This window comes from Paraburkholderia fungorum, assembly GCF_046026025.1.
GTDB classification, from domain to species: Bacteria; Pseudomonadota; Gammaproteobacteria; order Burkholderiales; family Burkholderiaceae; genus Paraburkholderia; species Paraburkholderia fungorum_E.
The window spans coordinates 1-14,921 of the sequence record NZ_JAQQFL010000034.1 but is presented as its reverse complement, the minus strand read 5'-3'; the positions used below and the strand labels follow the sequence as shown (position 1 = coordinate 14,921).

Annotated in this window: 11 protein-coding genes; 2 read left to right on the top strand and 9 right to left on the bottom strand. The window is 60.9% G+C overall.

What is annotated here, in order from left to right:
* Position 1: 1 nt before the first annotated feature.
* From PQR67_RS29685 to mnmC, 7 genes are all read right to left on the bottom strand, one after another.
* Positions 2 to 520: an SET domain-containing protein gene (locus PQR67_RS29685; protein WP_408466394.1), complete on the bottom strand. Its 519-nt coding sequence runs from the start codon at positions 518 to 520 to the stop codon at positions 2 to 4.
* A 220-nt stretch (positions 521 to 740) separates the two neighbouring features.
* Positions 741 to 1,853 carry an NADH:flavin oxidoreductase/NADH oxidase gene (locus PQR67_RS29680; protein WP_408466393.1) on the bottom strand — a complete coding sequence of 371 codons (1,113 nt, stop codon included), beginning with the start codon at positions 1,851 to 1,853 and terminating at the stop codon, positions 741 to 743.
* Positions 1,854 to 1,927: 74 nt separating this feature from the next.
* Entirely contained in the window at positions 1,928 to 2,641 is a 714-nt protein-coding gene (locus PQR67_RS29675; RefSeq protein ID WP_408466392.1) for a glutamine amidotransferase, read from the bottom strand.
* A 128-nt stretch (positions 2,642 to 2,769) separates the two neighbouring features.
* Positions 2,770 to 3,408 carry a MarR family winged helix-turn-helix transcriptional regulator gene (locus tag PQR67_RS29670; RefSeq protein WP_408466391.1) on the bottom strand — a complete coding sequence of 213 codons (639 nt, stop codon included), beginning with the start codon at positions 3,406 to 3,408 and terminating at the stop codon, positions 2,770 to 2,772.
* Positions 3,409 to 3,945: 537 nt separating this feature from the next.
* Positions 3,946 to 5,061: a YbdK family carboxylate-amine ligase gene (locus PQR67_RS29665; RefSeq protein WP_408466390.1), complete on the bottom strand. Its 1,116-nt coding sequence runs from the start codon at positions 5,059 to 5,061 to the stop codon at positions 3,946 to 3,948.
* A 129-nt stretch (positions 5,062 to 5,190) separates the two neighbouring features.
* Positions 5,191 to 6,396, bottom strand: coding sequence for a cation:proton antiporter (locus tag PQR67_RS29660; protein WP_408466389.1), 1,206 nt, complete (start codon positions 6,394 to 6,396; stop codon positions 5,191 to 5,193).
* A gap of 844 nt (positions 6,397 to 7,240) precedes the next feature.
* On the bottom strand, positions 7,241 to 9,208 hold the full coding sequence (gene mnmC, locus PQR67_RS29655; RefSeq protein WP_408466450.1) for a bifunctional tRNA (5-methylaminomethyl-2-thiouridine)(34)-methyltransferase MnmC2/FAD-dependent 5-carboxymethylaminomethyl-2-thiouridine(34) oxidoreductase MnmC1: 1,968 nt from the start codon (positions 9,206 to 9,208) through the stop codon (positions 7,241 to 7,243).
* Between the two features lie 416 nt (positions 9,209 to 9,624).
* Here mnmC and PQR67_RS29650 point away from each other — a divergent pair, with 416 nt between their 5' ends.
* Positions 9,625 to 9,903: an HU family DNA-binding protein gene (locus PQR67_RS29650; RefSeq protein WP_408200396.1), complete on the top strand. Its 279-nt coding sequence runs from the start codon at positions 9,625 to 9,627 to the stop codon at positions 9,901 to 9,903.
* Positions 9,904 to 10,037: 134 nt separating this feature from the next.
* On the opposite strand, the gene PQR67_RS29645 is transcribed toward PQR67_RS29650, so the two are convergent.
* Together PQR67_RS29645 and PQR67_RS29640 are read right to left on the bottom strand one after the other, a co-directional pair.
* The gene (locus PQR67_RS29645; protein WP_408466388.1) at positions 10,038 to 11,345 is read right to left on the bottom strand and encodes a GTP-binding protein; all 1,308 of its coding nucleotides are present in this window, start codon (positions 11,343 to 11,345) and stop codon (positions 10,038 to 10,040) included.
* 141 nt (positions 11,346 to 11,486) lie between these two features.
* The gene (locus tag PQR67_RS29640) at positions 11,487 to 11,933 is read right to left on the bottom strand and encodes a lytic transglycosylase domain-containing protein (RefSeq protein WP_408466387.1); all 447 of its coding nucleotides are present in this window, start codon (positions 11,931 to 11,933) and stop codon (positions 11,487 to 11,489) included.
* A gap of 520 nt (positions 11,934 to 12,453) precedes the next feature.
* Here PQR67_RS29640 and gspD point away from each other — a divergent pair.
* Positions 12,454 to 14,835 carry a type II secretion system secretin GspD gene (gene gspD / locus PQR67_RS29635; RefSeq protein WP_408466386.1) on the top strand — a complete coding sequence of 794 codons (2,382 nt, stop codon included), beginning with the start codon at positions 12,454 to 12,456 and terminating at the stop codon, positions 14,833 to 14,835.
* Positions 14,836 to 14,921: the final 86 nt, after the last annotated feature.

Genomic DNA, 14,921 nt, shown 5'->3' with positions numbered 1-14,921 from the left:
TTCATTTCTTCTTCGCCTTTTTCCCGGACGTTTTCGCCGTCTTGTCGGACTTGGACGACGCGCCCTTCTCCTTCTCCGGCCGTGCCAGCATCGTGCCGCGGCACTTGCGCGCGCCGCAGCGGCATTCGTATTCCTTCTTCAGCTTCTTGGTCTGGCGTGCATCGATGACGAGGCCGTAGTCGTAAAAGACTTCCTCACCTTCGGCGATGTCGCGCAGCGCGTGCACGTACACATGACCGTCGATCTCTTCGGCTTCGCAATTCGGCGCGCATGAATGGTTGATCCAGCGCGCGCTGTTGCCATCCACTTTGCCGTCGATCACCTTGCCGTTATCGAGCGCGAAGTAGAACGTGTGATTCGGTTCGGCCGGGTTATGCGGATGACGGCGCAACGCCTCTTTCCAGGAGATCCGCTCACCCTTGTATTCGATCAGCCGTTCACCCGCCGCAATCGGCTCGGTGGCAAACACGCCTTTGCCGTGCACACCCGAACGGCGCACGGCGATCCTGCGTGAACTCATTGAATGAATCCTTGTGAAGAACTGGGGGTGAAGATCCGGCAGTCGCCAGAAATGCCCGCGTCTGACGCGCTGCTTTTTCTGACGCGGATAGCAAACGCGGCGCCTTGCGAGCGCCGCGTCGACCTGCGACGCTCATGCGCCACATCCGGCATCCTACACGCTCAAGACGGCTTCCTTCAACCGTCAAAAAGACGTGCGCGCGCAAGGCGCGTGGGGAAGTTCACCGTTGTCCGAACGAAATCTCGCCGAACAGTGCCTTTTGTTCGCGCGGTTGCGAACGCCAGTACTGCGGCGGCGCTTCGACCGTCGCGCCGAGTTGAGCTGCGGCATGCCAAGGCCAACGCGGGTTGTAGAGCAACGCGCGCGCCAGCGCGATCAGATCGGCGTCACCTTCTTCGATGAGTTGTTCGGCGTGCAGCGGATCGGTAATCAGGCCGACGCCGATGGTCGTGAGGCCAGTTGCCTGCTTGACGGCCCGTGCAAAAGGAATCTGATAGCCCGGCTCGAGCGGAATCTTCTGCAACGGTGAGACGCCACCGGACGACACATCGATCCAGTCGCAGCCGCGTTTTTTCAGCTCCTGCGCGAACACGATCGTCTCCTCGAGCGTCCAGCCGCCTTCGACCCAGTCGGTTGCCGAGACCCGCACGCCGACCGGTTTATCCGCGGGAAACGCGGCGCGCACGGTGTCGAAGATTTCGAGCGGAAAGCGCATACGGTTTTCGAGCGAGCCGCCGTAGTCATCGCTGCGTTGATTGGCGATCGGCGACAGGAACTGATGTAGCAGATAGCCGTGCGCCGCGTGAACCTCCAGGGCATCGATGCCGAGGCGCGCGGCACGCCGCGCGGAAGCCGCGAACGCTTCGCGAATCCGGTTCAAGGCCGAGGTGTCCAGCGCAAGCGGCGGCTCTTCACCTGCTTTGTGCGGCAATGCCGACGGCGCATGCGGAAGCCAGCCGCCTTGCGACACCGGAATCAGTTGACCGCCTTCCCAGGGCACCTGACTCGACGCCTTGCGCCCCGCATGCGACAGCTGCATCGCAACGCGAACATTCGAATGCTTGCGGATAGCGGCCAGGATGGGCTTCAGTGCGGCTTCGGTGACGTCGTCCCACAGTCCGAGATCGCCTGGCGTGATGCGCCCATCCGGCTCGACGGAAGTCGCTTCGATGCACAACATGCCGGCACCGGACAACGCAAGACTGCCGAGATGGATCATGTGCCACGCCGTAGCCTCGCCACGTTCGGCGGAATACTGGCACATCGGGGAGACGACGATACGGTTGGGAAGCGTCACGCTACGCAGCGTGAGCGGAGAAAAAAGCGCGCTCATGGATTACGCCCTGTAAAAACCCCAAGAGCGGACGAGCATAGCACCGCGGGTGATTGTCTGCAGGCGTGCGCCGATCAGGGTTTCGGTTCCACCTGATCGAGCCACTCGCCAAACATCCGGCGCGCGGCGATTTCCAGCACCGGACCGAATTGTGCAGTCTCGGCCCGCAAGCGGCGTGCATCGATACCGTGACCGGCAATCTCACCGGCGTTGCCGATCAGCCAGGGCTCGAACCGGTCTGCGCGAATCTCGGGATGACATTGCAGACCCAGCACGTGGCCACCCCAGGCGAATGCCTGATTTTCGCAGGCGGGTGTCGAAGCAAGACGTGTGGCGTTATCGGGCAGATCGAAGGTGTCGCCGTGCCAATGCAGCATCGACGTGAGCGCGCCATCCAGATGCCGCACGGGCGATGCACGGCCGGCATCGGTGAGCGTAAGCGGTGTCCAGCCGAGTTCGGTATGGCCGGCGGGGAAGACGCGTGCACCGAGCGCACGCGCGATCAGTTGCGCGCCGAGGCAGATGCCGAGCGTCGGCAGGCCGGCGGCAATGCGCTTTTCGATCATGGAAAGCAAGGGCACGAGCGTCGGATAGAGCGCGTCGTCGGTTGCGCTGATCGGGCCGCCCAGTACCACCATGAGGGACGCGGCAACGGGGTTCGGCGCTTCGATACGGGCAAAGCCTACGTCGAGATAGCGCACCGGCCGACCACGCTCGCCGAGCTCAAGCTCAAGACTGCCCAGATCCTCGAAGTGCACATGGCGAATAGCCAGAACTTCGCGATTCATCAGCCTGCCCCACCTTCAGGTTGACTAAAGACTTGCCGCTACGCGGCGCGAACCGGCCGGCAGACGGCAATCGCCGCCTGCCGGAGCACGGCTTGGCAGTGTAGCGGAATGTCCTGAAAGACGTCGCCTTATTGGGCGAAGATCTTCCAGGTCTTCTTTTGGGTGGCAACGTCAGCCGCTTCGTACACCGAGCAATCGAGACGCACGTCCGTGTCAGACATCTTCAGATTGAGCAGCGCGCAATGATGCGGCGTCTTCTTCGGCGTCTTGCTGGGTTCGAAATGCGTGCAGGTCAGGCACATGCGGTGCGACGGAATCGTGCCTTGCGCTTCCAGCTGATGGATGGTCTTGAGCAGCGTGCGATAGAACAGCGTCTGCTCTTCGTCGCGCAGGGTGCCGACTGCTTTGGCCAGGAAGTCCGGCCATTGTGCAGCGCGCTTCGCGGCGGTGCGGCCACGCGCCGTCAAACGGACCGCGAGGGCGCGGCCGTCGTCGAGGGCACGGCGCTTTTCGACCAGGCCTTTGGTCTCAAGCGTGCTCACGGCATCGCTGGTGGTCGCGGCGGTCAACGCCGTTTCGCGGGCAATTTCGCCAAGACGCATCGGGCCTTTGCGCTGCATCAGCAAGACCAGGATTTCGCCCTGGGTCGGCGTAAGGCCTGCGCCCTCCGCCCATTCCCAAGCCTGGCTCCGCATGGCCGTGCTCAATCGCAATAGGCTGTGGGTCACTCGCCCGGTTGCCTGTTCTCCGTATACGCCTTCGCTCATAATCTTCGTTTGGTTTATTTAAGCTTGCGTGCAATGCCGGCAAACCGCTGCCGAACAAGCCCGTAGCCTGTGTGGGGTAGCCTCGCCCATAAGCAGGCGAGACGGTTTCTACTATCTCAAAAATTTACCGCCTTACCAGCCAAAGGCAGTGGAAACGACATTCTATGCGAGACCGGCCAATCGTACAGCTAAGTTATCCAACATAAGCTGTGGATAACCATGGGAAAACATAGGGGACGGCGTGTGTGTTGATTCTTGATAAGCCGACTCCCGCCTCCACCCTTACCAAAGTTGTCCTCGTTTACCGGCCCCGATGCGCCTTGGATCCACCCAGTTATGGTTTACCTAGCACTTTGACTTTTCAGGGAATTATTCAGTTGTCCACAGGCAGATGCAATGCTTGTTAACTACTACTACGTTTGTATACGTAAACTTTAGAAAAAGCTTAAGCCCCGCGAGCTGGAAATTTATTTACGAAAAAAAACCCGCACGAAGCGGGCCTTCCTTACGGTTTAACGTAAGCAATCCTGTCTTCGGCTAGGCTCGCCACTGCAAACACTGCTGCCTGACGGCTTCGTGCAAGGATTTTTCCCGCTCGAAGACGCCGCGCAGCCACGTCGCGTCATTGACCTGACCGCGCGCGATCGCGCCGATTTCGGCGAGCGCGTTGCCGGAACCCAATGCTTCGGCGTGCGGCGCAATCAGATCCAGCGTTTCGAGGATATCTTCGGAAATCGTCTTGCGCTCGCTCGTTTGCGGATTGATACAGTTGCCCTCCAGACCGAAGCGGCATGCTTCAAAACGGTTGAACGTGTAGACGAGGTAATCGTCTTCTTTTGGCGTAATCGGCTTGTCGAGCAGCAGATGCCGCGCAAGGGTCTGGATGTAGCAGGCAATCGCCGCGGCGCGATCCACAGAAAACGGCGTATCCATCACGCGAACTTCGATCGTGCCGAAACCGGGCTTTGGCCGGATATCCCAGTAGAAATCCTTCATGCTGTTGACCACGCCCGTATGGACCATCTTCGAGAAATATTCCTCGAAGCTGTCCCACGTCAACACGAACGGCGCACGCCCCGACAACGGAAACGCGAACACGGAATTCAGTCGTGCCGAATGAAAACCGGTGTCGACACCCTGTACGAACGGCGACGAAGCGGACAATGCGATGAAATGCGGAATGAAGCGCGACATGGAGTGCAGCAGATACAACGCGCTGTTCGGATTCGGACAGCCGATGTGCACGTGCTGACCGAACACCGTAAATTGCTTGGCAAGGTAGCCGTACAACTCCGAAAGATACTGAAAGCGCGGCGTATCGACGATCTGCCTTTCACTCCATTGCTGGAATGCATGCGTGCCGCCGCCGCATAAGCCGACGTTCAGGTGATCGGCTGCGGAAACCAGCGTGTCGCGGATCTTGCGCAAATCGGTGACGGCCTGTTCATGCGTCGTGCAGATACCGGTCGACAACTCGATCATACTTTCGGTGATTTCCGGCGTGATGTTGCCGGGAATCTTTTCGTCCTTGATGAGGCGCATCAGATCCGAGCCGGCTTTGGTCAGATCATAGTCGTGCGTATTGACGATCTGCATTTCGAGTTCGACACCGAATGTGAACGGTTTCGAATCGATGAAGGGTTCGAGTGACATGGCGTCCCCTGAGTCAGGTCGGCCGGTGTGTCACATGGCTGTGTCACATGTCCGGCCGTTTTTTGAAACGAATAAATCGGAAAAATCGCGTAAATCAGGTGCCTGATGCGTCGAGCGACCGTGCTGTGTTCACTCTTCGCGCCGTTCGGCCACCAGCGCCAGGCTGCGATACACGAGCCACGGCCCGAGAATCTGCAACACGAAAATCGAACACATCACGATCGCGCGCAGTTGCGGATCAAAATTCGGATAAAGGTTGTAGGTGTCGTCGACGAGCAGATACGCGAGCGCCGACATCGGCGAGAGTGACAAACCGAGCGCCATGCCCTGCTTCCAGTTCAAACCGCTTGGCTTGGCAAAAGCCATCACGCCGACCAGTTTCGCCACCAGCCGCGCAATAATCAGACCCAGCGCCGCGACACCGCCGAGCGCGATGTCTTTCCATTCGAACGAAGTCAGCGTCAGCACGAACAGAATCACGGTCAACAACCAACCGGCGGTGCCGAAATGTTCCGGCCACAATTGCGGACGCGCTTCCAGATTCTTCACGATGATGCCTGCGGCCAGCAACGCAAGAATGGTGGAAAGCTTGAACACATGCGCAATCGCAATCGCCAGCAGCACGAGGCCGAACAGCGCGACGAACGAGTGCTCGTCCTGCATGTTCAGACGCCGATAAAAAAACGTGCAGGTGCGCGCGAGCAGATAGGCCAGCACAAGCGAGCCGACCAGCAGGTAAAGCGGTTGCAGAATCGTGGCGTAGACGTTGCCGTAAACCTCCTGATGCAGCCAGCTTGAAACAAGCTTTTCGATCACCACCGCGTACATGCTGTTCAGCGCGGTCAGAGTCAACAAACGTTGAGTCACCTGGCCTTCCGCACGCAGCTCGGTTTTGAGCTGGATCACCATGGCCGGCGAAGTCGCCATGGCTATCGCGGCGAGCACCGTTGCCACCATCAGCGGCACCTTCAGAAACAGCAACACCGGCAACACCAGCGCGAACGTCAGCGTGGCTTCGGCAACGCTCGACAGAATCAGCCAGGGATTGCGGCGGATCCAGCGCAGATCGAGCCGGCTGCCCAGTTCGAACAACAACAAACCGAGCGCCACATCGAGCAACGGCCGGGCGGCGCTCGCGGATTGCGCGTCGATCACGCCGAAACCGGCTGCGCCTGCTATCAGACCGATGACCGCATACCCGGAAATGCGCGGCAAACGCCATGCGCGAAAGCAGAGCTCACCGCACAGACCCGCGGCGAGCAAGGCAAGACCAGCCCAAAAAATGGCGTCGGGGGTGAGTGGCCAGGCTGGGAAAAATGAAAACGCCGACTTCATTGTGATGGGTTCTCCTTGGCAGCAACGGCAGACGACACGAACCGGCGTCAACACCGGTGGGCGGCTGAGCGCATGAGGCACTCACTGTTGCGATCGCTTCGCGTGACCCGCGTTGCGAGTTTTCAATGATCGGATGATCTGAATGCGCCGCAGCCGCTGGGAGCGCGGTGCATTCCGGGGTGCGGCCGTAGCAGCCGGCACGGCACGATGAAAGAACGCCGCTGACTTTGAATCAGAGTCTGATTGAGCCGCACCGTTCCGTTGGAGCGAGTGCCGCCAGAGGCGAGGCACAACGCGGAAAAGAACGGCGATTGTGCCATAGCTTTTTCATACTTGACCGAAAAGACCGGAACACGCAGTCAAAACGGTAAAAACGTACGTTAACTTCGCATACCGAGGAAAATGCGACCGTTTCAACAGCAAGTCAGGCTCTCCTAGGCTACAGATTCAACGTGGCAGAACTGTTTTTGCGACCACCAACGGCAGGGGGTTTTATCGCATTGGCCGAGGTTCGAGCTCGACGATTGCGCTCGATCTCAAGACGGTTCTTCTGTTTACAGGTTTACCGTATGTATACGTAGTAACAGTTAACAAGGTGCCTCGTTTTCTGTGGATAACCCCGGTTTACCGAATCGATTCATTGGGTTGCCGCTCGCATAACGGGATGCACAGCATGTGCGGCAGCGGCGGGTATACAAGGGTAACTTTTCGCGATTTTCGGCGGCGGCGAAGTTACCCCGTTTACGTCCACAACGGTTCCACATGAGTTGCTCGGGTTAACTGCGCAGTTATCCACAAGTTTCAGTGGATAACTTTTTTCGTCACGGATGATCAGCGTAATCGGTTAACCCGCCGTGCCATGGCGCAACGAACGTATGAGGAAGCGAGCAGGATCGATGTCTTCGGCCAGGTCGCGTTCGAGCGGCCACGGCTCACCTTCGATCTGGGAGGCGATCAACTCGGCGCCTAGCGTTGCCCATACCAGACCACGCGACCCATAAGCGAACGCGCCATACAAGCCGTCGATGCGTGGCAAATCGAGCGGCCATGCGCCGCGCAGACGCTGGGCGTCGCGCGCCGATGCCGTTTCGTCGGCGAGGTTGCCGATCATGGGCATCCGGTCGCTCGTCACACAGCGAAACGCGACGCGCCCGGCAAGCATTGCCACGCGTGCTGGATCGACGATGCCGTCAAAAGCCGGCAGCATCTGCGCGACACGCTCGAGGTTCTCCAGGTGCCCGTCCGCCCGTAGCGAGGTGTCAGGGTCATCGAGCTCGTAGGTGGCGCCGGTTAGCGTGATGCCGTTGGCGAGTGGCACTGCGTAGCCTTCGCCCATCACCGGCATGCCGAGCGGGGGTACGGAGCCCGGCGGCAGCAAAGTCAGCTGGCCGCGAATGCTGCGGGTCGGTGCGTGTCGCAAACCGGCGATGCGTGCGGCCTCGTGTGCGCTTGCGACGATGACCACTGGCGCGCGTGCGACGGCTTGCCCTGCCGCGTCGAAGACGGTCCATTGATTGCCGGACCGCTCGAGGCGCGCCACGTCTACGCCGAAACGACGTTCGAGCAGTCCGCCCGCGGCTGCGCATTGCGCGGCGCAAAGCGACGCCGGGTCGATCCAGCCGCCCTGCGGAAAGAGCCAGCCGCCGCGTGTGAGTGGCGTGCCCGCAAGCGCTTGTGCTTCGCTCCGCGTGACGGGCTTCACGTATTCAGATGGGTAACCGAACGCGGCGATGGCTTCGCTCATCGATTGTGCTTCGTCGTCGTCCGCGGCGATCTGCAACAGGCCGGGAGCGCCGCGCAATGGAGCGTAGCCCAGCCGTTCGAGCGCGGCCCATCGTCGGAGCGTGTAGAGAAAGCCCGCACGCGTCACGCGCGACGCGACGCTGTCATCGCGCGAGATCATCGGATGGAACACGCCGGCTGGATTGCCCGAGGCGTCCTGAGCGACCGATGCATGCCGCTCCAGCGAGGTGACGCGCCAGCCACGCGAGGCAAGACGCTCGATCGCCGCGCAGCCGGCGAGCCCGGCGCCGATCACGATCGCGTGCCGTTCATCCACTTCAAGCGGCGCGGGTGGTTCATAGCGGCGCACGCGCCACGCTGGCGCGAAATGGCCGACCAGCATCGCGCGCTTCCAGCCGAAGCCGTCGACTTTTTGGTACACAAAGCCGTTTTGCGTCAACGCACGTTTGATGTTGCCCGCACTGGTATAGGTTGCGAACGTGGCGCCCTCACCGGCCAACCGGGCGAGCGCCTTGAAGATCGCGGGCGTCCACATTTCTGGATTTCTGGCCGGTGAGAAGCCGTCGAGATAGAACGCGTCGGCGCGCAACCTCAATGCCGGCAAGCTATTCGCGGCGTCGGCGAACACCAGCGTCAGCGTGATCCGGCCGTTCTCGAATTCGATGCGGTGCGTGCCGGGAACGAGTATCGGCCATTCAGCGGCGAGCGTTTCGGCCAGCGCGGCAATCTCCGGATCTGAAATCGTCGCCGCGTAGACGCTGCGCAAATCCGCTTGAGTAAACGGATGCTTCTCGGTCGAGACGAAGTGCAGGCGCTCGCAACGCGCCGGATCGGCTCGCCATGCCGACCATGTCGTGAGGAAGTTGATGCCCATACCGAAGCCGGTTTCGAGCACGGTGAAGACGCGCCGGTTCTGCCAGCGCTGGGGCAGCTTATTACCCCGGAGGAATACGTATTCGGCCTGTTCGAGGCTGCCGACGGCGCTGTGATAGATGTCGTCGTAGCGCGGCGAAAAGGGCGTGCCGTTGTCGCGGAATGCGAGGACGGCGGGGATCAGCGGATCGGTCATGCGCGGTGGAAAATGACGCTCGAAAGAGCGGGTCAAACGTTACCGCCGGCGCGGGCAGCTCGCCAGGCGGCGAAAAAGAGGCGCGGCAACGTTGGCAAAAACCAACGCTAAGCCCCGTCCATGCTGGGTTTCAGCCTTCGATTGAGGTCCGCGAAGAGAAAAAAGAAGGGTTTCCCCTCAATATCGGCCCCGGAACCGCTTAAATCTTCGAAACCCTTATCCTGATTGGGTTTGCGCTGCGCTATGATAGCAAGCGCCGCGAAGGGAGCGGCGGCACGGCCGCGGGGCAGTCAACTACCCCACGCTAATTGTCCGGAGGGGATCCGGAGCCGCAGCTGCTCGACGGCGCGGCCCGCGCACGTATAATCGGCGCGTTCGCGCTGTTCGTGTCAACCTAAACTCAGAAAGGAACCTTAATGAACAAACAGGAACTGATCGACGCCGTCGCAGGACATACCGGCGCCAGCAAGGCTCAAACCGGTGAGACGCTGGACACGTTGCTTGAAGTGATCAAGAAGTCTGTGTCGAAGGGTGACGCGGTCCAGTTGATCGGCTTCGGCAGCTTCGGTTCGGGCAAGCGCGCAGCACGTACGGGTCGTAACCCCAAGACCGGCGAAACTATCAAGATCCCGGCCGCCAAGACCGTCAAGTTCACGGCTGGTAAGGCGTTCAAGGACGCAGTCAACAAACGCTAAGCAGATTACTGCCTGGCAGTTGACACCCGCCAATGGCGGGTTTTTTTTCGTCTGCGATTTATGTTTAGCCGCGACAGGTGTCGCGGCTAAACACTCAGCGCAAGGCGCAAAGGCGGCCCGAACTCAACCCGAGCTCAATCGTGACGATGCACGATTTCGCCGTGCCCATGGCCGTCATGATCATGGTCGTCTTCGTCGAAGTCCCATGCCGGGAACGGATCGGCGAATTGCTGCCATGCTTGCGGTCCCGCCGCGAATTCCTCGTCGGTCACGAGGCACGCGTCGAACTTCGCTTTCCACACAGTTGGGTCGATGCCGACGCCGATCATCACCAGTTCCTGACGACGGTCGCCGATGCTCAGATCGTCCGGATCGCCGTACCAGTCGGCGGCGATTTCGGCGGTCAGCTCGTCATCGCCGTCCGGCCATTCGCTCCGATCCTGAGCCGCCCACCACATGCCCGCCGGGCCATGCCGGCAAGCGCCGCCGGCCTGCGACAACGAACCGGCAATGTCGTTACGTGTTGCGAGCCAGAAGAAGCCTTTGCTGCGCAAGACGCCCTGCCACTCCTGATGCAGCAGCGCCCACAGGCGTTCCGGGTGAAACGGCCGCCGTGCGCGGTAAATGAAATTGCCGATGCCGAACTCGTCCGCTTCACTGTGATGAGCATGGCCGTGTTCATGATCATGTCCGTGCTCATTGTCCTGATTGAGCGATGCCAGCCAGCCCGGTGCGCTCGAGGCCTCGTCGAAATCGAAGCGCCCGGTATTCAGCACTTCGGCAAGCGGCACTTCGCCGAAACGGCTCACCACCTGCGCCGCACGCGGATTGATACGCGCGAGGATGCGCTGCAAACGCGTCAGTTCGTCGGCGCTCACCAGATCGGCTTTGTTCACCACCAGCACGTCGCAGAATTCAATCTGCTCGATCAGCAATTCGACCAGCGTGCGATCGTCCTCTTCAGTCGCGGCGATGCCCCGTTCGGCGAGCGCGTCGGCGGAACCGTAGTCGCGCAGGAAGTTGAACGCGTCGACCACGGTCACCATCGTATCGAGCTGCGCGATGTCGGACAGTGACACGCCGTCGTCGTCGACGAAGGTGAACGTTTCTGCAATCGGCATCGGCTCGGCGACGCCGGTCGACTCGATCAGGATCGCATCAAAGCGCTTCTCGCCGGCAAGCCGCTTGATCTCGATCAGCAAGTCGTCGCGCAATGTGCAGCAGATGCAACCGTTCGACAGCTCGACGAGCTGCTCTTCGACATGCGAAAGCGCCGCGGCGTCACGCACGAGGGTTGCATCGATATTGACGGCGGCCAGATCGTTGACGATCACGGCGACGCGCAAACCGGCGCGATTCGCGAGGATGTGGTTCAGGAGCGTGGTCTTGCCAGCGCCCAGAAAACCGGAGAGCACGGTGACGGGCAATAGCGGCTGGTTCATCGCAGTACGGAAAGACAAGAGGATTGGAGGGCGTGCCGGGTGGGGTCGCATGACTCCGGGGCCAGAAGATGGCCGAACACCGGCGGCAGCACGAAGCCGCATTGTGCATCAAACGGGAACGGGCCGCGCGGCGGGGACTGCTCAGCGTGCAGCCGGCATCAGATTCCACTTGCGCAGGATGGCGGCGATCTGCTGTGCGTACTTGTCACGCAGCGCCGGCGTTTCGGAGTGATACGCGCCGACCGCCTGCCAGGTATTGCCGTACTTGTTCATCTGACGGCGCAGATGCCACGCCGCGATGTAGACGTTCTTGCAAGGCTCCATCAGCGTGCCTTGCGAGATGCCGTATTGGGCGAGCGTGGGCAGATGAATTGAATTGATCTGCATCACGCCGTAGTCGGTTGAGCCGTTGGCGTTCTTATGCAACGCATCGGGCCGATTGTGTGACTCTTGCCACGCAATTGCGCGCAGAATCAGGGGGTTGACCTTCTGATATCCTGCGGCCTCGTCAAAGCAATCGGCACGCGCGGACCCTGCTGCGATCAGCACGGCAAGTCCTGCGGCGACAGTGACGAGAGTTCGTTTCATCAGTCAATAAATACGACTAATCAATTCGCAAGGATAAGAGTTGGTAAGGCAATGCATCAGCCATACTTCAGCCGATGGAAGCCGGTGAGGCTCGCTGGCCGGGCCTTTGTCGGGCATCGGGGAAAACCCGCCTCGACAAGTCGCAACCAGGGCCTCGAACGGCTCGTATGATACCGGCAGACCGACACCCGTCAAGTTGGCTAACCGACATAGTCGAGCGTAAAACGAAGGGCTTCTGCGGGTCGGCGCACACAAGCGCGTTTGCTTTCAATTACTTGACGGTTCGAGACGGTCTTTAGAGTAATCACACCGGGTCGTTTGTTTTGTGACAAATCCGACATGAAAAACTGTTACTGTTCATTTTTTTCGGACTTTGGAGGCCCGGCATCGTGGGGAATGACCCCCCGTGAGGCTGGCTGGCAGACCGACAGGGTGGCGGCCTGCTCAAATGTTCGCACTGCATGACCGTCGACGGCTTGGGCCGTCGGCTTCGATCCCACATTCCATGAGAAGAAATCGTATGGCATTGCGTCGCGTCGCAACGGCGCTGCTGGTGGCTGGATTGATCACCGCGCAGACAGCACAGGCACAGGTGACACTCAACTTCGTGAACGCCGATATCGACCAGGTGGCCAAGGCGATCGGCGCGGCAACCGGCAAGACGATTATCGTCGACCCGCGCGTGAAGGGTCAGTTGAACCTCGTGTCGGAAAATGCAGTGCCTGAGGACCAGGCGTTGAAGACCCTGCAATCCGCTTTGCGGATGCAGGGCTTTGCACTGGTGCAGGATCACGGCGTACTGAAGGTGGTGCCCGAGGCCGATGCCAAGCTGCAAGGCGTGCCGACCTACGTCGGCAATGCACCGGTCGCGCGTGGCGATCAGGTGGTCACGCAGGTGTTCACGCTGAAAAACGAATCGGCCAACAACCTGCTGCCGGTCTTGCGTCCGCTGATCTCGCCGAACAATACCGTGGCGGCCTACCCGGCCAACAACACGATCGTGGTGACCGATTACGCCGACAACGTGCGGCGCATTGCGCAGATCATCGCGGGTATCGACACGGCTGCGGGCCAGTCGGTGTCGGTGGTGCCGCTCAAGAACGCCAACGCGATCGATATCGCCGCGCAACTGACCAAGATGCTCGACCCGGGCGCGATCGGCAGCACCGACGCGACGCTGAAGGTGTCGATTACCTCGGACCCGCGCACCAACTCGCTGCTGATTCGCGCGTCGAATGCGGGCCGGCTCGCGGCCGCGAAGCAACTGGCGAAGGAACTCGACTCGCCGACCACCATGCCCGGCAACATGCACGTCGTGGCGCTGCGTAACGCGGACGCGACGAAGCTCGCAAAAACCTTGCGCGGGATGCTTGGCAAAGGCAGCGGCGACACAGGCTCGTCAGGCGGCTCGAACGAAGCGAATTCGTTCAACCAGAACGGCGGTGGCGGGCTGGGCAGCAGCAATTCGACGGGCAGCTCGGGTACGCCGCCGCTGCCGTCGGGCGGACTCAATAGCAGCTCCGGATCGTCGCCGATGGGCGGCAGCGGCGGAGGATACGGCTCGAATAGCGGTTCCGGCGGGCTGCTTGGCAGTGACAAGGACAAGGGCGACGACAATCAGCCGGGCGGCATGATCCAGGCGGACGCGGCGACCAACTCGCTGATTATCACGGCACCCGAACCGGTGTACCGCAATCTGCGGGCGGTGATCGACCAGCTCGACTCGCGGCGCGCGCAGGTCTATATCGAGGCGCTGATCGTCGAACTGAACTCGACCACCAACGCCAACCTCGGCATTCAGTGGCAAGTCGCGAACAGTTCGGTTTTTGCGGGCACCAATCTGGCGACCGGCACCGGCAATAGCATTATCAATCTGTCGGCCGCCGCCGCGGCAGCGGCCACCACCGGCGGTCTCGGTGCGGCGCTCGCAAGTGGCTCCGGTCTCCAGCAGGGGCTCAACGTCGGCTGGGTGCACAACATTTTCGGTGTGCAGGGACTCGGCGCGCTGTTGCAGGCGCTGTCGCAGACCGCCGACGCGAACGTGCTGTCCACGCCTAACCTCATTACGCTCGACAACGAGGAAGCGAAGATCGTGGTCGGCACGAACGTACCGATCCAGACGGGTTCGTATTCGAATCTCACGAGCGGCACGAGCCCGGGTTCGGCGTTCAACACTTACGACCGCGTCGACGTGGGCCTGACGCTGCACATCAAACCGCAGATCACCGACGGTGGGATTCTCAAGCTGCAGCTCTACACGGAAGACTCGGCGATCGTGAACGGCACGACCAACGCGACGACCAACCCGGCTGGCCCGCAATTCACCAAGCGTTCGATCCAGTCGACGGTGCTTGCCGATAACGGCGAGATCATTGTGCTGGGTGGCTTGATGCAGGACAACTATCAGGTCAGCAACAGCAAGGTGCCGCTGCTGGGCGATATTCCGTGGCTTGGCCAGTTGTTCCGCTCGGAACAGAAGACCCGCCAGAAGACCAACCTGATGGTATTCCTGCGCCCCGTGATCATCACCGATCGCGATACCGCGCAGGCCGTGACGGCGAACCGTTACGACTATGTGCAGGGCGTGACGGGCGCGTATAAGTCGGACAACAACCTGATGAAGGATAAGGACGATCCGGTCGTTCCGCCGATGCCGCTCGGCCCGAGCCAAGGCGGCTCGCCGGCGATGAATCTGTTCAATCTCGACCAGATGCGCCGTCAGCAGATCGCGCCGCAGGGTGCCGCTCCCGCTCCGCTCATGAACGGTGGCGCTGTGCAGGCAAATCCCGCTGGGCAGACGAATCCGGTCATGAACGGTGGCGCAGTACAGGTGAACCCCGCAGTGCAGACCAACCCGGTCACCACGGGGCCATCCACCGCATCACCTGGAGTGCAGCCGTGAGCACGTCGTCCACGCCGCCGTCAGCTTCGGCATCGTCGGCAGCGGCGCGAGCGTCCGCGATTCCGCCCGCGGTCGTGACGGAGCAT

Bases quoted from the DNA above. Each gene is read 5' to 3' on its own strand.
- PQR67_RS29685 (WP_408466394.1), bottom strand. From the start codon at position 520: ATGAGTTCACGCAGGATCGCCGTGCGCCGTTCGGGTGTGCACGGCAAA.
- PQR67_RS29680 (WP_408466393.1), bottom strand. From the start codon at position 1,853: ATGAGCGCGCTTTTTTCTCCGCTCACGCTGCGTAGCGTGACGCTTCCC.
- PQR67_RS29675 (WP_408466392.1), bottom strand. From the start codon at position 2,641: ATGAATCGCGAAGTTCTGGCTATTCGCCATGTGCACTTCGAGGATCTG.
- PQR67_RS29670 (WP_408466391.1), bottom strand. From the start codon at position 3,408: ATGAGCGAAGGCGTATACGGAGAACAGGCAACCGGGCGAGTGACCCAC.
- PQR67_RS29665 (WP_408466390.1), bottom strand. From the start codon at position 5,061: ATGTCACTCGAACCCTTCATCGATTCGAAACCGTTCACATTCGGTGTC.
- PQR67_RS29660 (WP_408466389.1), bottom strand. From the start codon at position 6,396: ATGAAGTCGGCGTTTTCATTTTTCCCAGCCTGGCCACTCACCCCCGAC.
- mnmC (WP_408466450.1), bottom strand. From the start codon at position 9,208: ATGACCGATCCGCTGATCCCCGCCGTCCTCGCATTCCGCGACAACGGC.
- PQR67_RS29650 (WP_408200396.1), top strand. From the start codon at position 9,625: ATGAACAAACAGGAACTGATCGACGCCGTCGCAGGACATACCGGCGCC.
- PQR67_RS29645 (WP_408466388.1), bottom strand. From the start codon at position 11,345: ATGAACCAGCCGCTATTGCCCGTCACCGTGCTCTCCGGTTTTCTGGGC.
- PQR67_RS29640 (WP_408466387.1), bottom strand. From the start codon at position 11,933: ATGAAACGAACTCTCGTCACTGTCGCCGCAGGACTTGCCGTGCTGATC.
- gspD (WP_408466386.1), top strand. From the start codon at position 12,454: ATGGCATTGCGTCGCGTCGCAACGGCGCTGCTGGTGGCTGGATTGATC.